Here is a 20,464-nt window from a genome sequence, read left to right on the forward strand (position 1 = left end):
CTCGCCCGCGCCCTGCCCTCCTACCAGAGGGTCACCCGGGTGCTGCTCTCTGGCGAGCCCCTGCCGCGCACGCGCCTGGGCAAGCTGCGGCGCTGGGAAATCGCCGCGCGCCTGGAGCGGGAGAACCAGGCGCCGGTGGAAAGCGACACAGCCGAAACCGACACGGATGAGCTGCTGGAGTTCACCCGCGCCTGGCTGAAACTCCCGCACACGCCCCGCGACAGCGACAGCCTGGAGATCGACCTGGGCCTGGACTCGCTGTCGCGTCTGGAGTTCCTCTCCGCGTTCGAGCGGCGCTTCGGCCTCAGCCTGAGCGAGAGCGCGGCCGCCACCGCGGTCAGCCTGGGCGACCTGCGCCCCTGGCTGGAGCGGGCCGCGGACGGCTCCGGAGAATCAGTCGGCAGCAAACCCCGGACGATCAAGAGCCTGGACCAGATCGCAGACCCGGGCCGAGGCTTGTTCGGACGGGCCTTGCGCGCGTTCGGCTGGCTGGTGCTGCGCGTGTTCAGCCGAGTGCTGTTCCGGGCCGAGATCCAAGGCCTGGAGAACCTCCCCGATCCGCCCTACATCCTGGCCCCCAACCATGTCTCGTACCTGGATTGGGTCGTGCTGTACGGGATGCTGCCGCGGCGGATCGCGCGCGAGGTCTACAGCGTGGGAGTGACCGACATCCTGGACCGTTTCCCGCTTTCGGCGCTCTGCTACCACGGACGGGTGATCAAGACCGGCACCCTCGCCACCACCGCCCTGTCGCTGGAGCGCTCGCAACTGGTGCTGGAGCGGGGTAAGCCGCTTATCATGTTCCCGGAGGGCAAGCGCTCTCTCGACAGCCGCACCGACACCCCCAAGCGCGGGCTGGGGCTTCTGGCCGTGCGCACCGGCGCAGCGGTGGTCCCGGTCTACATCCACGGCGCCTGGCGCAGCATGAGCCGGGCGCACCCGGCCCTGCGGCCGGTCAAGATAAGCCTGGAGGTTATGCCGCCGCTGGACGCCGCTCTGAGCGAGCGCGACCTCGGCCGTCACTGGCACACCCTTATGCAAGAGAGAGACCCACTTGATTGAAAAACGGCTGCGGGTGTTGCTCTATGCTCTGTACGACTGGGGCAACTCCTCTTTCACCACCCTGGTGGTGACATTCATTTACAGCACCTATTTCACCAAGGCCATGGCCCCGGATCAGATCACAGGGACGGCGCTCTGGTCGCGAGCGGTGACCGCCACCGCGCTGATCGTGGCCCTGGCCTCGCCGCTGCTGGGAGTGTGGGCCGACCGCGGCGGGCACCGACGGGGGCTTCTGGCCGCGAGCAGCCTGCTCTGCATCGGGGCCACCGCTGCGCTGACTTTTATCACCCCCGGCCACTGGCTGGCCGCGCTGATCGTTTTCACCCTGGCCAATGTCGGGTTCGAGCAGGGGATGGTGTTCTACAACTCGTTCCTGCCAGATATCGCCGACCGGCACAACATCGGACGCATCTCGGGCTGGGCCTGGGGCCTGGGCTACGCCGGGGGCCTGTGCTGCCTGGCCCTGGCCCTGGTGGGGTTCGTCACCGAGAACCCCTGGTTCGGCCTGAGCACGGAGGCGGGGTTCAACATCCGCGCCACCAACCTTCTGACCGCAGCCTGGTTCGCGCTTTTCGGCCTGCCGTTCGTGCTGTTTTTCCGCGGGCGGGCGCGCACTGCCGAACCAGCCCCAACAGCGACGGGAGCGGCCGCGCGGGGCGGACGGTTCCTGGCGACACTGGGACGGCTGCGGCGCTACCCCCAGGCGTTGCGTTTCCTGATCGCGCGGCTGTTGTACAATGACGGGTTGATAACTATCTTCGCTTTCGGCGGCATCTACGCGGCCGGGACTTTCGGGATGACTTTCCGCCAGATAATCGTGTTCGGCATCGCGCTGAACGTGGCCGCAGGTATAGGTGCGTTCGCGTTCGGCTGGCTGGATGACCGTGCCGGGGCCAAAGCCACGGTCCAGGTGAGCAACGTGGCCCTGGCCGGGGCGGTGACTCTGGCCGTGCTCACCCGCTCGCTGGCCCTGTTCTGGGTGGCGGCCATAGCGATCGGGCTGTTCGCCGGGCCGAACCAGTCGGCCAGCCGCTCCCTGTTGGCCCGATTCACCCCGGCCGAGCGCGAGGGCGAGTTCTTCGGGTTCTACGCCCTGTCGGGCAAGTTCACCTCGTTCCTCGGGCCGCTGTTTCTGGGCCTGGTGACCCAACTTAGCGGCAGCCAGCGCTGGGGCATGAGCACGCTGCTGATCTTTTTCGTGGTGGGCGGGCTGCTCCTGGCCGGAGTTGATGAGGCCGCCGGGGTGGAGGCCGCCACCGCGGTCCACCCGGATTGAGGCCTTTAGCAGCGCAATCCGCCCGGGAGGGCGTCGCATGAAAAAACTGCTCGGCATTCTCTGGAGCGCCTACATAATCCTCCTGCCGCTCAACCTGACTTTCTGGCTGGGCGTGGAGAATCTCCTGCCGGTGGACTTTTTCGCCCCGCTGCTGCTGGCCCTGAGCGCCTGGGTCTGGCGGCGGGAGTGGCCGTCTCTGCTGCGCCGCGATTGGCCGGTGCTTCTCTATCTGGCCCTGTTCCTTCTCTCGGCCGGGACTGCGTTCCTGACTGGCGGGCTCAGCCGGGCTTTGATCGTAGCCGCCGCGGCGCAGGTCTACCTGGCGGCCCTCTATTTCGGCTTCCGCGCGGAGTGCCTGGAGCGCGGACGCCTCACGCACTGGCTCGGCCTCTGGGCCGTCGCGTCCTCGACATACGCGCTGGTGGGGATCGCGGGCGTGGCCCTGGGGTATTTTGGAATCGCCACTCCGCTGGCGCGCTGGTACCCCAACCTGGGCTCCGGCGCCTGGCGCATGGTGGGCACCCTGGGCCACAGCCCGAATTTCATTTTCAGCTACCTGCACGCCGGGCTGTTTGTCTGCCTGGGACTCTATCTGAACGCCCGCGCGGGCAGGCCCGCGCCAGTCTCCCGCGGATGGCTCGCCGTCCTGACCGCGCTTCACACCGCGGCCCTGTTCCTCACCTACTCGCGCGGGGTGCTGGGCACAGCCGCCGGGGTGCTGCTCGTTTACTCGCTGCGCAGCGGCAGCCTGACCCGCCCGTTGCGCGTTCTTCTCGGGACGGCCTGGGCCGGCCTCGCCGCTGCGTTCCTCTACAGCGCGGTATTTTTCACCTACACCACGGATGCCCTGTTCACCCCCTCGCAGGCCGCCGCCGACTCGCTGCGCCTGGCAGTCGACGCCCCGCACAAGAGCCTCTACGCCTACAAGAACGTGGTGCACCTGAGCGATGGGGCGCATTACACGCGTCTGCCCGGCGGGTTCACGTTCCTGCCCGCCCAGCACTGGTATCTGCTAACCGCCTCCTGGGAGATGTTCCGCGCTCACCCGCTCCTGGGCGTGGGGCCGGGTCTCTACCCCAAGCGGCTCGACTGTCTGCGCGACAGCGGCGCGCTGGGAATCCCGCAGGGCATGCCGGAGCTGAAACCCCACTCCACATTCCTGGGGGCCTTGGCCGAGGGCGGATTTATTGGCTTTGCCGCGCTGGTCCTCCTGTGGGTTTTCCTGCTGCGGCGGCGGCTCGGAGGTTCCGATCCCCTGGCCCTGGCGCTCTGGTGCGGCCTGGCCGGCTGGCTGGTCGTGGGCCTCAACATCGACATCCTCAATTTCCGCTGGCTCTGGCTGTATTTTGCCCTGACAATGGCGGCGTTAAGGACTGGTGAAAGCGAGGGAGGCTGAAATTTTTTTCTTGACCAATGTAAAATATCATTGACATTGTGTCAGGTCGAGCGTACAATCAGGCAGGCGATAATCACGTTTATCCTCTTTCCCTGCCGAGGCGCGTATGAACCCCTACCAGAGAATGGCCTGGTTCAACCTGACCGTGATCCTGTTCACCTGCGTGGCGTTTGCCGGCCTGTATACCGCCACCGGCAACCTGGGCGGCTCGCAGGCGGCGTTCGCCTGCCTGGCGCTGATCGGCTTTTCCGGGTTGTTCCTGGCCGGGGTCAAGGGCCGCGCGCCGCTGGATGACGAGTACCACCGGTGGGTCCGCCAGAAATCCTCCGTTGCGGCGATGACGGTTTTCTGGCTGTATTTTGTCGCCGGCTCGGTTTACATGACCGTGCATTTCGAGACAAGCATCCCGAAAGACCTGTATTCATTATTTTTCTGGTTTGGATTTATACTGGTCCTGACTGTCCAGTCCCTGGCCACTCTTTTTATCTACAGTTCCGACCTGTCCGAGCGCCGCACCCTGCTTAACCGTTTCAGGAGTATGAACAATACCCGTAAAAGCGGCCTCATACCTCTGCTCGTTTTCTGTTTCGTGGGCTTTCCTTTCCTCTGGGTGATGAACAAGGGTCGCTACGGCGAGTTGCCGCCCGGCTTTATGCTTTTAACCGATATCTCATTCGCCGTGATGTACGCGCTGGACATCTATCTCATGGTCCGGACCGCCCGGACCGACTCGGAGCGCCAGGCAGTGCGCCGCGCCCGGCGCTGGTCCCTGGCCGCCATGGGCACCGCGGCCGCGGCGGCGCTGGCCGTGGCCGGGCGTCTCACTGTGATCCCGGCCGGGAATACTCCCTGGGACTGGTATGTCCTGTTCTACATTTTCAACAGCCTGTTTGTCGGTCTTTTAGTCATGCCGCTCAGCCTGGTGATACTCGGCGGCCTGGCGAAAGAGACCCGGAAAACGAACCCGTCACCGCCCGATCCCCACACAGAGGCCTGAGATGCACCCCTTCCAGAGAATGGCCTGGTTCAATCTGGGCGCGTCGATGCTTTCAGTTGTCAGCTTTCTTGTCCTCCGCCCGGTTACAGGACGCCCCGGAGTTTCGGCCGTACTCGCGCTTTGTTGGTGGTTCGGGCTGGCTGGGTTGTATTTTCTGCTGACTGTCAGGAAAAGGGAGCGCAAGCCGCAGTGGGATGAATACCACATCGAGGTGGCCCGGCGCTCCAGAGGCATCGGCGGGCTGGCCTTTGTCACTTACGCCGGTCTGGCATACTGCTATGTGACTTTTCATTATCTCGGCGAAAGCATCCCTTTCGACATGTTCCAGGTCCTCTCCTCAGCCGGAGTTGTCGTTTTCATGGGGGCCTGCTCCCTGACCGCGCTCAGCATATATTACAGCGACTGCACGGAGCGGCGGACCGTGCTCGACCGCTGGCACAGGCTGAACGCTCTCCAGAAAAGCGCCCTCGCCGGAGTGACCGCGATCTGGATCTATCCGCTGATCTTCTGGCTGGCTGCGAGAGAAAGTTCGATCCGGGGCCTGCCGCCTGAAGCTCTGCCCTCGGCGATAGCTTTTTCCTATGGCCTGTTGTATTTCATCAATCTGTATCAATTGAGAAGGATCGCCCGGGCGAGCGGAGATGAAAAACGGCTGGCCGGGGCTTTCAAGGCCTCGCTGGCAGGGATGCTGGCGGCCGTGGCTCTCGTTTCGATCGGGATGGTCTGGCTGGCTGCCGGCAAGGAAAGTGCGTGGCTCGCCCATTTGCCCGCGGCCTTCTTCATCGTGATTTTCGCCGCCGAGCTGACCCTGTTCCTGGCCCCGCTGCTGAACCGGAGCGGCCGGGAACGGACACGGCAAGAAACGTCCTCCGAGGCTTAATCCACAAGTAGAGGCTTAAAATGCACCCCTTCCAGAGAATGGCCTGGTTCAACCTGATGGTGGTAGTGTTCACGGTCATGGTCTTTGTCACAATCTATGCCAGCAGCGGCAACCTGGGCGGCTCGCTGGCAGCGTTCGGCATTCTGGCCCTGGCCGCGTTCTCGGGGCTGTTCCTGGCCGGGGGCAAGGGCCGCGCGCCGCTCTGGGATGAGTACCACAAGGAAATAAATCGGCGGGCGCTGAACATGGCGGCCCAGGTTTTCTGGTTCTATTTCGCGGCCGGGGCGATCCTGATCATGCATTTTTACAAACAGAGCGTCCCGGCCGACCTTTTCGCCGCGTTTTTCTGGTACAGCCTGCCCCTGCTGCTGGCGGTGCACTCCCTGGCCGTACTGGTGTTCTACGGCTCGGACAGCTCCGAAAGGCGGACTCTTCTGGACCGCTGGCGCGGCCTGGGCGACTTTCGACGGAGCGCGGTGCGGGCCTTTGCCTCGCTGAACGTTGTCGGGTTCGTGTTCCTGGCAGTCATGCTGAAAGCGCGGGAGGAAAGCCGGCCTTTCGGCAAGATGCTGGCCGTGAACGCGGTTTTCCTGCTGACTTATTTCCTGCTCTACCGGGGGCTGGGCCAGTACGCCCGGAGCGAAACGGAGATAGACCTCCTGGCCCAGGCGCGCAAGCGCTCGCTCAAGACCTTTCTGATCGTTGCGGCGTCCGTGGTGGGCGGCTATCTGGCCGTGTGGGCCCTGACCGCGGCACCGCCCCTGGCCTGGTTCTGCCTGTACGGCGTATACTATGTGATCCTCTGCGCCAGCCTGTCGCTGTGCCTGGGTTCGATTGCAAAACAGCCGCCGATGACAGTATTCGGGAGATGGAAAAAGAAAACCGAACCGGAGGGAAAAGCAAAATGACCCGTCTGCAGAAATTAGGCCTCCTGTACGTCTGCCTGCTGCCGATTTTTGCAGCCGCATTCCTGGTGTTATATGCCGCCGGAGTGGGGAACCAGTATAAACATGCGTTATTTATAGTAATCGCAGTCTGGGTTTTCGGTTCAGTCATGCTTAAAAACAGGTACGGCGAGAATAAATCGGTTCCTTTCGGCAAGCTCGATGAACTGGAAAGGGAGATAACACTCAAGTCCTACATTCTGCAATTCGCTGGGGTATTTGTTTATCTGATGATGATCTGGCTGTGGTTCGATTTTGTGCCGGCAAAGTTATTCAGGGATTTTGTGCTCGGAGCATTCTACTTCAGTTACGTGTTCAAAGGCATTGGACTGCTCTACTACAGCCGTCACCTTGACCGGGGCCGCGACATTAAATTGGACCAGGTCTGAGTGCCAGCCGCGGCAGACATCCCCCTGACTCAGGAGAACCGGCAATGACCCGCCTGCAGACAAACGCACTCGGAACAATCGGGCTCTGTCTTCTATGGCCCCCGCTCTATATGCTGTTTCGGCTGAGTGGATTTTTCGATCCATACAGATGGACGATGTTTGCCTTCCTGCCGATTTCCATTATCCCCGTCTGGATGTTTGCCAGGCGTTGGCGCAACGGTGGTGCGCCGGTGGAAACGGACGAGTTGGAGGAGCGGATCGCGATGAAGTCGTACCAGTGGGTCGGCCAAGGGGCGCTGCTGTATTTCACGGTGTTCCTGATATTGGTTGACACTCAAAAAGGTTATGCAATTATCCAACACAATCTGCCCGCCTTTTTCTTCGGTATGCTGATTACTATCTGGATATCGCAAAGCCTCGGAATTCTGTATTATTCGGCCCGGCCCGAGGCCGCCCGTCTGCGGATGGGCCGCCTGGATCTCTGGCTGCTCCGCAGAAGAGGCCCGCTGTCTCGATCCGAAAACCATCCCGGCCCGGAGGAGGACCGATGACCCGTCTGCAGAAACACGCCCTGACCGAGCTGGCCGCCCCGGTGACCCTGGCCCTGGTGCTCCTGGCCCTCTGCTATTTCGGCTCCGATATGCCGCTCAAGAAAGCCCTGGACTATTTCAATTTCGCGTTCATGGGCCTCAGCATGATCCTGGGTCAGTTCCTGCGGGCGGATATCAAGTCGCAGGGGGAGATGCTCACTCCGGGCGAGCAAAACGTTGTCCTGCGCTCCCACCGCGTGGCCGGCAAAGGCGCCCTGCTCTACATAGTCCTGGCGGTGATAGTGTATTCGCATTTCCAGGAGAAGACAGCGGGTGAGGATATTTTCACCTACCATCTTCTGGTCTACGTGATCGGGACAATGTTCGCCGCGCAGATGGTGCGGGCCTGGGCCGTGTTTGTCTACACCAGCGACCCCGAGGCCGCGGCCAAACCGATCAAGTTCCCCGGCTGAGCGACAGAGGAGCAAAGCCATGACACGCTTGCAGAAATTCGCCCTTTACCGGATGGTCTATTCGCTCGTGTGGTTCGCTTTCGGCCTTTTCTATCTGCAATTAATGCACCGGGTAGGCTGGTTTATGCTGCTACTGGGTCTCTCTTTCATTGTGCTGCTTATTATCAAAAGATACCAAAAACGGCATTATCCCGGCCTCGGCGTACGACTGGACGAACTGGAAACCCTTGTCGAGCTTAAAACATACAAGCTTGTTTCCCAAGGCATATTCTGGTACGTGGCACTTGGCGGGCTCGCACTGATTGTTTTCGCCGCGAACACCAAGAGTGAAACCATAAGTATAATCACATTTTTCTTTTTCATTCTCGGTCTGATTCCGGTCCAGGAGCTTCTGCACCTGATCGGCGTCCGCTATTACACTGTCAACGAGGACGCGCTCAAAAAGCCGGAAGTTCTGGTGCGCTGAGAGTATGGAAAACATAAATGCCTGAATTCACCGTAAACAACGAGCTGCGCCGCCTGCGCTTCGAGCACGGCGAGATGACCCAGGCCGAGCTGGCCGAGCGCGCCGGTGTCACCCGCCAGACCATCATCGCGGTCGAGGCGGGCAAGTACAATCCCTCGCTCGAGCTGGCTTTCAAGCTGGCCCGCGCTTTCGGCAAGGGCATCGAGGAGGTGTTCCACTGCGAGGAAAAAAAGGAGGGAAACCAGCCTGTCGAGTAGTCAGATTCACGTGCCGGAGATTCCGGTGCATCCGGCAGTACTCACTCTAAAACGAAAGGGCAACCGCATGTCACGCAAATCATCCTGGAACTTCCCGTTTCTGTTCTGCCTGCTGCTGGTTTCGACCGCAGTCTCGTCCGCTTTCGCCGCGGACAAGCTGGACCTCAAGCTCGACCTCCAGACCGGCCAGACCTACAAGCTGCGCACGGTCAGCGAGAACAGCATGAAAACCAATATGAACGGCCAGGATATCAACACCTCCCAGAAAATGACCATGGACATGCTGTCCGAGGTGACAGACAAATCTTCCACCGGCGACCAGACAGTCAAGACCACGTTCGAGCGGGTGAAATTCGTGATGGAGGGTCCCCGGGGCGGCGTGAGTTTTGACTCGGCCGAGCCGGGCGCGGATGACAGCAACCCGATGGTCGCCGCGTTCACGGCCCTGGTCGGCAAGAGCTACAGCCTGACCCTGAGCCAGCAGGGCCAGGTCTTGAAAACCACGGGGATGGATTCGCTGATCGGTGCGATGCTGGACAAGACACCCTCGGGCAACGAGCAGATGCGCCAGGCCATGCGCGCCCAGTTCGAGAAGATGTTAGGCGGAGAGGGCGGCCCCGGCTTCGCTGGAAAGATGTTCAGCTTCATCCCCAAAAAACCGGTGGCTGTGGGCGAAAGCTGGAGCCTGACCGACTCGGTCAACGCGATAATCGTCATGAAAGTCGAGCAGACCTGGACCCTGGACTCCCTGGTGGGCGGGGTGGCGGTGATCAAAGCCACCAGCCGCATGAGTTCCGACAGCACGGCCCCGTTCACCGAGATGGGACCGATGAAGATGAAAATGAACCTCAACGGTGAGATGAGCGGCCATCTGCGTGTCGACACCAAGAGCGGCTGGATGCTGGGCGGCACGATGGACCAGAGAATGAGCGGCACCCAGATCATAGTGGGCGGGCCGGCCGGGGACAAGGAAATGCGCATGCCGCTCGAGATGGAGGTCAAGACCACTTTCGGCCCTTACTGAGCCGGAGGCAACGGCACAATAAGTTATCCACGAAGGGGTTTGACAGGGAAAAAGTTAAAAACTGTAATCCACGAAGGCACACGAAGAGACACAAAGTAAAAACTGCTTTTCTTAGTGTGCTTTCGTGGCCCTTCGTGGATAACTCCGTCTTCTTTGTCCTCTCTTGCCCGTTGTGGAATGCGGTTGTGGGAAGGTGAAAAATGACTGAATTGGTATTCAGGGACGAGGTCTTCAAGATAATCGGAGCGGCGGTAGAGGTGCACCGGGAACTGGGGCCGGGGTTTCTGGAAGCGGTCTATCAGGAAGCGCTCGAGACCGAACTCTCATTGAATGGAGTGCCGTTCGAGTCACAGAAACCGATCAGGATTGTGTACAAAGGCAAAACTCTGCAAAAAGAATATATTGCTGATCTTGTGTGTTATGGAGAGATAATTGTCGAATTGAAGGCCTTGGATCGACTGACCGGCAGAGAGACTGCGCAGATACTCAATTATCTGAAAGCCACCGGATTACCGGTGGGCGTTCTGATCAATTTCGGCAGCAGCGGGAAACTGGAGTGGAAGAGATTCGTCAACTGATCCACAAAAATATAGTAATCCACGAAGGGACACAAAGAGACACGAAGTAAAAACCGCTTTCCTTAGTGTGCCTTCGTGCCCCTTCGTGGATAAACCTGTCTTTTTTTATTCCTTCGTGTCCTCAGTCGCGGAAACGCACATGCGGCTGGCTGCCGTACTCGATCACCACCGGACGGCCCTTGGCCAGGATCGACATACGGCCCGCCTCCACCACCAGCTCGTTGTAGGCGCTGTTGGCCGGGGTGGCGATCACGCCCTCGGCGTCGATCCGCTCGATCTCGGCCTGACGGGCCCCCAGGTCATCCCCGCCGGCGGCCTCCACCCGGTGGCAGGCGCGCACGATGGCCTCCACGGAGCGGTGGCCGTAGCCCACCGGGGTCAGTCCGCCGCCGCCCACGTCCAGCAGCTTGAAATAGTCCGGGCTAACCTCGTTGTAGTAGGTGTCGCCCTCGTCCTCCCCCTTGACCGTGTAGCAGTGCTTCACTCCGCGGAACTGGTCGTCGTGCATCACCAGGGCGCCATCGGTGGCCCCCTGGCAGAACATTGTCATGCCCTGGCTGTTGCCGCCCGGGGCGACATTCGGGTAGCCCATGCCGTTGAGCACGGCCAGCACGGCGCCGTTGTCCCACACCACCCGGCCATCGGTCCAGAGGTAGCCTTTCTTCCCGTTCGGGTAAGGCTCCTCCACCCCGTAGACCGAGACCTCCACCGGCTTGTGCCCGGTGATGAACGCCACCAGGTCGACATAATGGCAGCCGATGTAGGTGAACATGTCGGAGTTTTCCACGGTGCACCAGTTCTGGAAATTCGAGTTGCGGTAGTACCACGGCTCGACCAGGCTGGCGTAGCCCATGCGGAACGCGCCCAGCTCGCCGGCGCGGTACCGTCCGCGGGCGATCAGGTTGCGGTCGTCGAAACGCTTGTGGTACTCCACCCCCACGAACAGGCCGCGCCCGTGGGCCAGCTTTTCCAGCTCCACGGCCTGCTTGTGGGTCAGCACCAGGGGCTTTACCACCAGCACGTGCAGGTCGTGCTCCAACGCGGCGCGGACCATGGCGTAGTGCATCTGGTCGGGCACAGCCACCACGGCGATGGAGCGCTTGGGGGCCTTGTCCAGCACCTCGCGGTAGAGGTCTGGGAACGGCCGTGACGGGTCGATCGTGTTGAAATCCGGCCAGGGCTTGAAACTCTGGCCCGGGAAAGCCCGCAGCAAAGTCTTGTTCTCGGCGATTTTCTTGAGCGGCGCACCGTTCAGGGCCACGATGGAGATTTCGCCGATCAGGCCGGTCCGCTGCAGATGGTAGAGTGTCGGCAGGAGCTGGATCTCGGTGATCATCCCCCCGCCGATTACGGTCACTTGTGGGCGCTCGTAAGGCTTGTTCATCGTTCGGGTTACCTTTGGACTACGGTTGACGGTCAGTGAAAGTACATGGGAAAGCCTTTTTTCAGGCCACGGGGAGGTAGTTTAACGCATTCGGAGCGCTAAATCAAGCCCAAGCTGACCGCGCCAGCGCATTGTCTAAAGCGGTGCGGCGTATTATTATGGCACGGTGCCTATACAGCTCACAACCCGACCCGGAGGCGATGTAATGCATGGCATGACCAAGTCCCGCGGGCTCTGCCCGACATTCATTGTGCTGGCTGTCCTTCTGCTGAATGCCGCGGTTTCCGGCCTGCGTGCGGCGGAGCTCGACCTGCCCTACCTGCTCGATTTCTACCGGACCCGTCACGCCGCGCCCGAGCTGTCCTATTTCGAGGAAAACACCTCGGCCGCCCTGGCGGCTGAGCTGGAAAAACTGGGCTACGAGGTCACGCGCAAGGTGGGCAAGTATCCGGACCCGGAGCGCACCGGCTGGGGCGTGGTGGCGGTGCTCAAAAACGGCAAGGGCCCGACCCTTATGCTGCGCACGGACATGGACGCCCTGCCGGTGGAGGAAAAGACCGGCGCTCCGTTCGCGAGCAAAGTGCGCGCGGTGGATATCACCGGCCAGGAGGTCCCGGTGATGCACGCCTGCGGGCACGATTTCCACATGACCGTGATGCTGGGCGCGGCCTCGCGCCTGGCCGCCCAGCGCAACAAGTGGAAAGGCACGCTGATAATTATCGGCCAGCCGGCCGAGGAGCGCGGGAGCGGGGCCGCGGCCATGCTGGCGGACAGCCTCTACACGCGCTGGCCCAGGCCGGATTTCGCCCTGGCCGAGCATGATGACCCCTCGGTGGATGCCGGCTCAATCGGCTGGTGCCCGGGCTACGCCATGGCCAATATCGACATGGTCGATATCACGGTCCACGGGATCGGCTCCCACGGCGCCATGCCGGACAAGGGCCGCGACCCGATAGTGCTCTCGGCCCAGCTCATCAACGCCTTCCAGACTATCGTGAGCCGCGAGATCGAGCCGGTGGAACCGGCCGTTGTCACAGTGGGCTCGATCCACGGCGGCACCAAGCACAATATAATCCCGGACGAGGTGAAGCTGCAGCTCACCACCCGCTCGTTCTCGGACCAGGTGCGCCGTCAGATACTGGACTCGATCAAGCGAATCTGCGCCAACACCGCCCGCGCCTATGGCCTGCCCGAGGACAAGCTGCCCGAGATCAAGCTGGCGGATGGCTACACCCCGGCCCTCTACAACGACCCGGCCCTGGCCGAGTGCACGGTCAAGGCGATGGGGGCGGCCCTGGGACAGGACAAGATGGTGAGAATCAAGCCGACTATGGGCGGAGAGGATTTCAGCGAGTACGGACGCACCGCCGAGAAAGTGCCGGTGTTCATGTTCCGGGTGGGCACGGGCAAGCCCGGCGTGCCGCAGGAGCAGCGCCCGGGGCTGCACTCGCCGCTCATGTTGCCGGAGTACGAGACCGCGATCCCGGCGGGAGTGACCGCGATGACCGCCGCGGCGCTGGAGATATTGAAGAAATAGGGTTTCCCGTAATGTATATGGCATGCAAAGGGGCGACCGGCGGTCGCCCCTACGACAGCCTCCGACTCGGTATAACCGGGCGAACACAAGGTTCGCCCCTACGGCATTACTTCACCGTTGCCTGCAAACAGTGCCACCGCGCGCGTTCCCGCCCTTACTCCTGCCACTGTTGCGGCGGGTCGACCACGGCCTCGGTCACCTCGCCCAGGTAGCGCCCGTTGAGCGTGACATCCGCGGTGAGCACCTGCCTGTCCATTCCATGGCCGGGGAGCTTGCGCACCGTAAACGGCACGGCCGCCTGTTTCTTCCCCTCGATCTTGAACCGGCGCGGCCCGCCGATCACCTCCAGCCCGGCAGAGGTTTTAACCGCGACCTCCACCTCGGCCGGAACGAACAGGTGGTTACGCAGGAACACCCGCACCTCGAACGTGCCGCCGTCCTTCACAATGCTCCGGTACGGGTAGAACCGGCACCAGCGGTAGTCCATCCCGAAATTCGGGTCGGGCTGGTCGATCAGGCCGGTCATGACCTCGCGCAGTTCCTGGGCCCACTCCAGGAACCCCTGCAGGTCCTCGCGGCCGGGCGAGTACTCATCCGTGTGCGCCGGGCAGACAATGTCCGGGCCGTAGTCTAACATTTTCTGCGCGCAGGTGATGAACCCGCCGTCCAGGAAATACTCGTTCTGCGGGACCAGGGGGCCGTTGCGGCGCTTGTCGGGCCAGGCCTTGTTCCAGGTGTTATCGCCGGTAAACAGCACTTTCTTCCCGTCGATTGTCACGGCCAGGCCCTGATGGAACTCGGTCTGTCCGGGCAGTCGGAAGAACTCCAGCTCGTACTCCTCCCACTGGACTTTTTCACCGTCATGCAGCACGCGGTCGGCCAGGATCGGGAACGGCACCAGACAGGGCAGCTTGTAGCGTGCCGGGTGCTCGAACACATCCAGCATGTTCTCGAACACCCAGCGCTGCGCACCCTCGCGCGCCAGCTCCCAGACCCGGATGTTGTGGTCGTCGTGGTAGTGGCTGAAACTGACCGCATCGATACTCTTAACCCCGAAATCGCCTTTGAGGGTCCAGATCGCCTGCTGGTCCACGTAACCGTAATCGTAGAGGAACGCCTTGCCGCTTTCCGAGACTATGGCGTAGCAGTTCATGCCCACGTATATCAAATGCGGCAGGATACGGCGCACCGCCTGGCTCTGACGGTTGAGCTCGTTGGGAACCAGCATCTCGCGTAAGTGTGTGTAAACCACTGAGTTGGCGCTCATCGCCGCCTCCGGGTCATCCATCGGAGCGCCATGGGAGGGCAGAAGGCTCTGCGGATTCCAGGCGCGCAGGGCCGCGAAGCCGCGCTCCGAGGCGTCCATGCCCTGGGTGAACCCGTAGTAATCCCACTGGAAATCGTACCAGTTGACCAGCTTGCCCGCGCCGGCGATCAAATCTCCCGTGAACGCCACCCGGCGGCCGTCCACCACCGCCGCGTAGCTCACCGCGCTGTCGGTGTTGCCGGGCGTGTCCAGCACCTCGAAATCGATCCCGGCCGCGCTCAGCCTGTCTCCGCCGCGCACCGGGCGATCCACCCGGATATCGGAGCGCACGGTGTTCCAGTGCGAGCGGCAGTCGTAGTTGATGTAAATCTGCAGGCCGTCCCAGAACTTCTGCACATCCTGGAAAAAGCGCAGCTCACCGGCCGGTGCCGCCACCGCGAAGGGCAGGCTGTCCCGTCCGCAGAGGCCCTGAGCCTGGTCGCGGTGATGGTGGGTGAGTAACACCATGTCCACTCCGGTCACACCGATCCCAGCCAGTTTGCCCAGCACCGCCCCGGAGCCGAAATCTACCAGCACCGCGCGCGCGCCGTTTTTCAACACGTACACATTGCAGCAGTCGTCATAACGGTAGAGGTTGTCGCTCAGGCGGGTCAGAGCTCCGCCGGGGCTGAAATCGCGCTCGTGCCGTCGCGACTGGTCGAACGGGAAATCCGGGGCGTCCTCCACCGGGGGCAGGCCCGCCGCCTGTCTCCCACCGTCGCAGCCGGGCAGCGCGGCCAGTGGCAGGGCCAGGGCCAGCAGGCAGATCGTTCTGAGCAGCATGGTCGTACCTCCCCCGCGCGACCCGCCGGCGGTGGATCGCAAAAATGGTGCGAAAACTACTTTTCCCTCTCCGTGACAGCGTGGCTTAAGATAACACCAGCCCCGGACGGGTCAAGGGTTTAAGGCCAGTCGATACGCGGTACGCGGTTTGCATTGTAAAAATCAGGATTTGATTGCGCCGCGCCATCCGTATTAATATATTGACAGACCACACCCGATGCGGAAAGCCGGTTCCCGACCCGCCGACAGTCTACGACCGGAGGACGCCTTGAAAAGATTCAGCGCCATCTGGGGCAACGTGTTCAGCCGTGAGTCCAACGACAAGTCCGTTTTCGCCATCCTGACCCGTATTCCCGTGTTCAACGGTCTTACCAAGACCGAGTTGCGCCTGATCGAGAAGATTGTCTACCTGCGGACCTACCACGAGAGCGAGATAATCTTTGTCGAGGGCGAGCCCGGCGCCGGGATGTACATTGTCGAATCGGGCAGCGTGCGTATCTGCCTGGGGCCCAATACGGACGAGGACCACGAGATCGCGCGCCTGGGCTCGGGCGATTTCTTCGGTGAGCTGGCCCTGATCGACGACCACCCGCGCTCGGCCACCGCGGTGGCCCTGAGCGCCACGCGCCTGGTCGGGTTCTTCCGCTCCGACCTCATTTCGATCATCAACCGCAGCCCCCGGATCGGGGTCAAGATACAGGGCAATATCCTCAAGATATTGGTCAAGCGCCTGCGTATCACCGACCAGAAACTGAACGAGGCCTACGAGCAGATCGATTCCATGGAAAGCACCACCCAGAGCGACAAGGCCACCAAGGTATGATCCAGGTCAAGCCCAAAGACGAGGCCCTGATTTTCAAGCCGGCGTTCAAGCTCAGCGCCATGGCCACGGTGATCGTGCTGACCATCGCGTTCCTGCTCTGGATCCCGGGCCTGCTCTCCTCGTTCCTCATCTCGATCATCTTCGTGTTCATCCTCTCGCCGGGAGTGGATTTCTTCGAGCGCCACGGGGTGAGCCGCAGCAACTCGATCCTGCTGGTGTTCCTGCTGATCGTGCTGGCGGTGGTGCTGATCGCCATGCTGATGAGCCGGGCCGTGGTGGCGGAGTACACCGACCTGCTCAGCCGGATGGATGAGTATTCAGCCGTGCTCAAAGATGAACTCAACCGTCAGGCCGCCAGCCTTGAGCATCGTTTCGGCCTCGAAAAATTCGGCGCAGCCTCCCGGCTGCTCAACCTGGGCCAGACCTACCTGTTCGAGGCCCTGACCCCCAGCGGGGACGCCCTGACCACGGTCTCCACCTGGGTCGCGGTGGTGCCGATCCTGCTCTACTTTTTCCTGCTGGACGGGCACAAGATCAAGAAAGCCTTCATCGGCTTCCTGCCCAACCGCTATTTCGAGATGAGCCTGAACATCCACCAGAAAATCAGCCACATCGTGGGCAGTTTCATCCGGGCCAAGCTGATGGAATCTTTCGTGGTGGGACTGTGCGCCCTGGCCGGGTTCATTCTGACCGGTATCCTGTTCAAGCCGCTCAACTACGCGATCTTCCTGGCCATCATCACCGGCCTGTTCAACATCATCCCCTACGCCGGGCCCATAATCGGCGCGATCCCGGTGCTGGTGGTGGCAATCCTGCAATATGTCCTCATTCCGACCTTCCCCGAGTTCCGGGGCGACATGGTCTCCAGTTGGGTCCCGGTGATGTTCATAGCCGGCTCGCTCGTTTTCGCCCAGATCGTGGACAATGTCTACCTCATCCCGGTGATGCTGGGCAAGTCGGTGGATGTCCACGCCATAGTGGTGCTGCTGGCCGTGATCCTGGGGGCCAAGATGCTGGGGATCATCGGCATGGTGATCTCGATCCCACTGGCCAGCATTGTCCAGACCATGGTGCGCGAGATAGCCGACGGTGTGCGCCACCTGCGGCACTGACCGCGCCTCAAGGCCGTATTGTGTCCAATTCTCCCCCCAGACAGCCCCGGAGGAACCCCTGTGAAGTCCATCCGTACTCTCTTTGCCTGTTGCTTTCTGCTGGCCGCAGTCGTTCCCTGCCGGGCGACTGAGATTCCGCCGCGCCTGGCCCTGAGCGCCGCGGCCGACACCGCGCTCTCGCCCTACACCGGCTACACCCGCGCCCACTGGATCGAGATCGCCGGACGCATTCTGGCCGGAGTGCTGCCCTATTTCAACCCCGAGACCGGCATCCCGGATTTCCGGGGCCAGGATGCCGAGAGCGGGCATTTCCAGTACACGTCCAATTTTACCGAGGAGAGCCGCAACGCGTTCGGCCGCTCGATGATCCTGGCCGCACTCTACTGCGCGGGCAGCGGCGGGAACACCGTGCCGGGCTGGGACGGCCCGGTGAACGCCCCCTACCTCAAGGGCCTCATCCGCGGCACCGACCCGGACGATCCCTGCTATTTCGGCCCCACCGGGCCGTACGGGGCTTTCGGCGAGGAAATCTCGCAGTCGATCATGTACTGCCCGCAGTATTTCTGGGACCCGTTGACTCAGCCGCAGAAAGACAACGTGGCGCGCTGGCTGACCGCCCTGTCCGGGGGCGTGGGCTTCGAGTGCAACTGCTGGTATTTCAACTCGGCCCCCACGCCGGTGCTGCTCAAGTACGGCTACCCGTTCGACTACGGTCGTATCACCGAGCAGATGGACCGTCTGTTGAGCTGGCACTCCGGGGACGGGTTCTTCGTGGACGGCGGCAACCGTTCCTACGACTACTACAATTTCTGGGGCTTCCAGATGTTCAACCTGTTCCACTACAAGTACACCGAGCCCTGGAAAATGAAATTCGGCAAGCGGATACGCGAGACCACCGCGCAGTTCATGCAGAGTTTCCCGCTGTATTTCGGCTCCAACGGCGCCCCGGTGGCGTTCGGCCGCTCGCTGACCTACCGCTGGGCCGCGGCGGGCCCGGTGGGTTACGCCGAGGCCGCGGGGCTGGGCACGCTCGACCCGGGGCTGGAGCGGCGGATCGCCTCGGGTTGCCTGAAATATTTCTGGGAGGGCGGCGCCATGAGCGAAAACGGCCTTCTGCAGCCCGGCTGGCTTGGCCCCAACACCCTGGCCGCCGAGCCTTACGGCCACCGCGGCGCGCCCTACTGGGCCGCAACCGGGTTCAGCCCGCTTCTGCTGCCTGCCGACCACCCGTTCTGGACCAGTGTCGAAAAACCGATGCCAGCCGACAACGAGGACCGCGTGCGCGTGGTGGCCGGAGCGCAACTGGTGCTCAAGACCAACCACCGCCGCGGCGAGGCCCGCCTGTTCCCGATCGGCAGCCCGCGCCACAATCAGGTGACCTGGGAGACCAGCACCAAGTACTACCAGCACGCCTACTCCAGCGTCCTGGGCTGGGCCGGCACGGGCGCGGCCGGGCCGGAGCTGGCCCAGGGACGCTCGGGCGTGTCGCTGGATGGCCGCACCTGGGCCTACCGCACCCAGAGCGCGCCGATATTCATCTCCGAGCGCCACAACGCCGACAAGTACGCCGCCGACCTGGGCGAGCGCGGACGGGCCCAGGTGATCACCCAAACCCTGATCGGCAACCAGGGCGAGGTGCACATGGTCTACCACACATTCCCCAAGCCGCTGTATATACGGGTGGCGGGCTACGGGGTCAGCGCGCCCCACGGCTCGACTGCGGAGCAGGAAATCCGCGGCGACACCCTGCGCGTCAACACGCAAAGCGGCTATCAGAGCCTATTAAGCGTGCTCAGCGGCCCCTCCGGCAAGCTGGAGACCGTGACCGTGACCCCGCGGCCGGGCTGGAACCACAGCCACCTGTTCGGCGGCATCGGGGTGTTCCCGCAGTGGACCAGCGACAAACCCGTGCCGCCCAAGACCCCGGTGATTTTCTACGTGGACGGCGCGCGCGGCGAACAGATCGGTATACCCTCGTTCGAGGTGTTCAAGGACCGGATGGAGGAGGGCCTCTGGGTGCGCTTCGAGGGGGTGCAGAACCTTCTGGAGGTGTTCTGAGAGCGGACTGGTATTACTGATGGAGCGTCTGATGCAGGGGCACGGCATGCCGTGCCCTTTGTTTTGCCTCCACCTGTATAAAGGGGGAACGAGGGGGATGTTTATTTACTTTTGCATAAATCCCCCCTGACCCCCTTTGGGAAAGGGGGGGATTTTGTCCCGCCACAGCCCGCGCTCTCTACCGTCGCCCATGAGACAGCGTTTTCAATCCCCTCTAAAAAGAGGGGTGGCGGCGTCAGCCGACGGGGTGTGTATTCAAATAAAAAGGGCACGGCATGCCGTGCCCCTACATTTTCATCTGCAATTTATGTGATACCCTAATCCTCCAGCCGCTCCTCGGCCAGGCCGGCCACGGGCGCCTTGTGCGCCGCGGCGTACTCCTTTATCCGCGCGTTGAGCTTCTCGCGCCAGCCGGGCAGGTCCATACGCTGGAACGGGGCTATCATGTAATCCAGCCCCGGGCGACGGTCGGCGAAATGGTCTTTCACGTCATCCAGCACGTGCACGAACTGACGGCCCCCCACGCTGCGCCCCTTTTCGAAGCGGCTTTTCTCCCAGGTGACAGTCAGGTTCCGCCACATCCAGTCGCCCCAGGCGATAAGGCCGCCCACCCGCTGGCTGGCCTGGGTGAGCAGGCCCACCGCGCGTGCCGGGTCGCCGCCGGCCTCGGCCGCGTGCGCCCGCTGCATGATTTCCTCCGCCTCGCTCAGGGTGAGCACGGTGCGGATGAAATAGCGCTCCAGGTACGCGATGGAAAGATAGACCTCCAGGTTGTAGCGGTTACGCTCCACCTGGCCCTCGTAGCGGGCCAGTTTCTCCAGCAGGTCGTCGTTGAGAAGTTTCTGCCGCCCGGCCTCGGCTACCAGGGCGCCGTAGCGTTCATTGAACTCCGCCGGGATGTCGAGCGTGCCGGGGGCTGGAATCTCGGGCAGGCCCAGCACCTCATCCGTGCGGCGCGTGCCCACGCCCTTGCCCCACGAGTTGCCGTAGCCGGGCCCGCGCTCGGTGCTGGTGACCTCGTCCCAGCCGTGGTCGAAAAAGCGCGCCCCCTCGATAAGCAGCTTGTAGACCGGAGTGAGGTCGGGGCTGCCCGGTCCATAGAACACGTCCATGAAATCCGCCACGTTCTGCTCCACCGTGGGGCCGACCGGGTTCCAGGCGTACTGGGTCACCGTGGCCCAGCCCAGGT

Annotated in this window: 20 protein-coding genes; 17 read left to right on the forward strand and 3 right to left on the reverse strand. The window is 62.4% G+C overall.

Annotation, left to right across the window (positions count from 1 at the left end):
• From LLH00_02095 to LLH00_02155, 13 genes are all read left to right on the forward strand, one after another.
• A partial coding sequence (locus LLH00_02095) for a 1-acyl-sn-glycerol-3-phosphate acyltransferase (GenBank protein MCE5270057.1) occupies positions 1–1,062 on the forward strand: 1,062 nt, incomplete at its 5' end.
• A complete protein-coding gene (locus LLH00_02100; GenBank protein MCE5270058.1) occupies positions 1,055–2,338 on the forward strand; it encodes an MFS transporter in 1,284 nt (427 codons plus the stop codon). The genes LLH00_02095 and LLH00_02100, both read left to right, overlap by 8 nt.
• 37 nt (positions 2,339–2,375) lie before the next feature.
• Positions 2,376–3,734 carry an O-antigen ligase family protein gene (locus LLH00_02105; GenBank protein ID MCE5270059.1) on the forward strand — a complete coding sequence of 453 codons (1,359 nt, stop codon included), beginning with the start codon at positions 2,376–2,378 and terminating at the stop codon, positions 3,732–3,734.
• Positions 3,735–3,840: 106 nt separating this feature from the next.
• Entirely contained in the window at positions 3,841–4,731 is an 891-nt protein-coding gene (locus LLH00_02110) for a hypothetical protein (protein ID MCE5270060.1), read from the forward strand.
• A gap of 145 nt (positions 4,732–4,876) precedes the next feature.
• Entirely contained in the window at positions 4,877–5,611 is a 735-nt protein-coding gene (locus tag LLH00_02115) for a hypothetical protein (GenBank protein ID MCE5270061.1), read from the forward strand.
• 20 nt (positions 5,612–5,631) lie between these two features.
• Positions 5,632–6,519: a hypothetical protein gene (locus tag LLH00_02120; protein ID MCE5270062.1), complete on the forward strand. Its 888-nt coding sequence runs from the start codon at positions 5,632–5,634 to the stop codon at positions 6,517–6,519.
• A complete protein-coding gene (locus tag LLH00_02125) occupies positions 6,516–6,944 on the forward strand; it encodes a hypothetical protein (GenBank protein MCE5270063.1) in 429 nt (142 codons plus the stop codon). Before LLH00_02120 ends, LLH00_02125 begins: the two co-directional genes overlap by 4 nt.
• Before the next feature lie 44 nt (positions 6,945–6,988).
• On the forward strand, positions 6,989–7,495 hold the full coding sequence (locus LLH00_02130) for a hypothetical protein (GenBank protein MCE5270064.1): 507 nt from the start codon (positions 6,989–6,991) through the stop codon (positions 7,493–7,495).
• The gene (locus LLH00_02135) at positions 7,492–7,947 is read left to right on the forward strand and encodes a hypothetical protein (protein ID MCE5270065.1); all 456 of its coding nucleotides are present in this window, start codon (positions 7,492–7,494) and stop codon (positions 7,945–7,947) included. The genes LLH00_02130 and LLH00_02135 overlap by 4 nt, the downstream gene beginning before the upstream one ends.
• A gap of 19 nt (positions 7,948–7,966) precedes the next feature.
• A complete protein-coding gene (locus LLH00_02140) occupies positions 7,967–8,413 on the forward strand; it encodes a hypothetical protein (GenBank protein MCE5270066.1) in 447 nt (148 codons plus the stop codon).
• 17 nt (positions 8,414–8,430) lie between these two features.
• Positions 8,431–8,670: a helix-turn-helix transcriptional regulator gene (locus LLH00_02145; protein ID MCE5270067.1), complete on the forward strand. Its 240-nt coding sequence runs from the start codon at positions 8,431–8,433 to the stop codon at positions 8,668–8,670.
• A 67-nt stretch (positions 8,671–8,737) separates the two neighbouring features.
• Positions 8,738–9,694 (forward strand): DUF6263 family protein, encoded by a 957-nt coding sequence (locus LLH00_02150; GenBank protein ID MCE5270068.1) that lies wholly within the window; start codon positions 8,738–8,740, stop codon positions 9,692–9,694.
• A gap of 200 nt (positions 9,695–9,894) precedes the next feature.
• Complete coding sequence (locus LLH00_02155; protein ID MCE5270069.1) at positions 9,895–10,272, forward strand: GxxExxY protein; 378 nt, start codon at positions 9,895–9,897, stop codon at positions 10,270–10,272.
• A gap of 121 nt (positions 10,273–10,393) precedes the next feature.
• Here LLH00_02155 and LLH00_02160 read toward each other — a convergent pair whose 3' ends face one another.
• Positions 10,394–11,656, reverse strand: coding sequence for a Gfo/Idh/MocA family oxidoreductase (locus LLH00_02160; protein ID MCE5270070.1), 1,263 nt, complete (start codon positions 11,654–11,656; stop codon positions 10,394–10,396).
• Positions 11,657–11,861: 205 nt separating this feature from the next.
• Between LLH00_02160 and LLH00_02165 the strand changes: the two genes are divergently transcribed.
• Positions 11,862–13,193 (forward strand): amidohydrolase, encoded by a 1,332-nt coding sequence (locus tag LLH00_02165; protein MCE5270071.1) that lies wholly within the window; start codon positions 11,862–11,864, stop codon positions 13,191–13,193.
• Between the two features lie 154 nt (positions 13,194–13,347).
• Here the strand turns inward: LLH00_02165 and LLH00_02170 are convergent, their stop codons facing one another.
• On the reverse strand, positions 13,348–15,282 hold the full coding sequence (locus LLH00_02170) for an MBL fold metallo-hydrolase (protein ID MCE5270072.1): 1,935 nt from the start codon (positions 15,280–15,282) through the stop codon (positions 13,348–13,350).
• Positions 15,283–15,550: 268 nt separating this feature from the next.
• Here LLH00_02170 and LLH00_02175 point away from each other — a divergent pair, with 268 nt between their 5' ends.
• From LLH00_02175 to LLH00_02185, 3 genes are read left to right on the forward strand one after another with little or no spacing between them, the layout of a single operon-like run.
• Positions 15,551–16,105: a cyclic nucleotide-binding domain-containing protein gene (locus LLH00_02175; protein ID MCE5270073.1), complete on the forward strand. Its 555-nt coding sequence runs from the start codon at positions 15,551–15,553 to the stop codon at positions 16,103–16,105.
• Positions 16,102–17,217, forward strand: coding sequence for an AI-2E family transporter (locus tag LLH00_02180; GenBank protein ID MCE5270074.1), 1,116 nt, complete (start codon positions 16,102–16,104; stop codon positions 17,215–17,217). Before LLH00_02175 ends, LLH00_02180 begins: the two co-directional genes overlap by 4 nt.
• A 60-nt stretch (positions 17,218–17,277) precedes the next feature.
• The gene (locus tag LLH00_02185) at positions 17,278–19,275 is read left to right on the forward strand and encodes a DUF2264 domain-containing protein (GenBank protein MCE5270075.1); all 1,998 of its coding nucleotides are present in this window, start codon (positions 17,278–17,280) and stop codon (positions 19,273–19,275) included.
• Between the two features lie 317 nt (positions 19,276–19,592).
• Here LLH00_02185 and LLH00_02190 read toward each other — a convergent pair.
• Positions 19,593–20,464, reverse strand: an 872-nt coding sequence (locus LLH00_02190) for a hypothetical protein (GenBank protein MCE5270076.1), incomplete at its 5' end; no start/stop codon positions are given.

Source organism: bacterium (genome assembly GCA_021372515.1).
In the GTDB taxonomy this organism is placed as follows: domain Bacteria; phylum Gemmatimonadota; class Glassbacteria; order GWA2-58-10; family GWA2-58-10; genus JAJFUG01.

What these genes read in the sequence shown, in the direction of transcription:
- LLH00_02120 (MCE5270062.1), top strand. Translation starts at nt 5,632, where the DNA reads ATGCACCCCTTCCAGAGAATGGCCTGGTTCAACCTGATGGTGGTAGTG.
- LLH00_02130 (MCE5270064.1), top strand. Translation starts at nt 6,989, where the DNA reads ATGACCCGCCTGCAGACAAACGCACTCGGAACAATCGGGCTCTGTCTT.
- LLH00_02110 (MCE5270060.1), top strand. Translation starts at nt 3,841, where the DNA reads ATGAACCCCTACCAGAGAATGGCCTGGTTCAACCTGACCGTGATCCTG.
- LLH00_02135 (MCE5270065.1), top strand. Translation starts at nt 7,492, where the DNA reads ATGACCCGTCTGCAGAAACACGCCCTGACCGAGCTGGCCGCCCCGGTG.
- LLH00_02145 (MCE5270067.1), top strand. Translation starts at nt 8,431, where the DNA reads ATGCCTGAATTCACCGTAAACAACGAGCTGCGCCGCCTGCGCTTCGAG.
- LLH00_02160 (MCE5270070.1), bottom strand. Translation starts at nt 11,656, where the DNA reads ATGAACAAGCCTTACGAGCGCCCACAAGTGACCGTAATCGGCGGGGGG.
- LLH00_02105 (MCE5270059.1), top strand. Translation starts at nt 2,376, where the DNA reads ATGAAAAAACTGCTCGGCATTCTCTGGAGCGCCTACATAATCCTCCTG.
- LLH00_02155 (MCE5270069.1), top strand. Translation starts at nt 9,895, where the DNA reads ATGACTGAATTGGTATTCAGGGACGAGGTCTTCAAGATAATCGGAGCG.
- LLH00_02180 (MCE5270074.1), top strand. Translation starts at nt 16,102, where the DNA reads ATGATCCAGGTCAAGCCCAAAGACGAGGCCCTGATTTTCAAGCCGGCG.
- LLH00_02140 (MCE5270066.1), top strand. Translation starts at nt 7,967, where the DNA reads ATGACACGCTTGCAGAAATTCGCCCTTTACCGGATGGTCTATTCGCTC.
- LLH00_02125 (MCE5270063.1), top strand. Translation starts at nt 6,516, where the DNA reads ATGACCCGTCTGCAGAAATTAGGCCTCCTGTACGTCTGCCTGCTGCCG.
- LLH00_02150 (MCE5270068.1), top strand. Translation starts at nt 8,738, where the DNA reads ATGTCACGCAAATCATCCTGGAACTTCCCGTTTCTGTTCTGCCTGCTG.
- LLH00_02165 (MCE5270071.1), top strand. Translation starts at nt 11,862, where the DNA reads ATGCATGGCATGACCAAGTCCCGCGGGCTCTGCCCGACATTCATTGTG.
- LLH00_02170 (MCE5270072.1), bottom strand. Translation starts at nt 15,282, where the DNA reads ATGCTGCTCAGAACGATCTGCCTGCTGGCCCTGGCCCTGCCACTGGCC.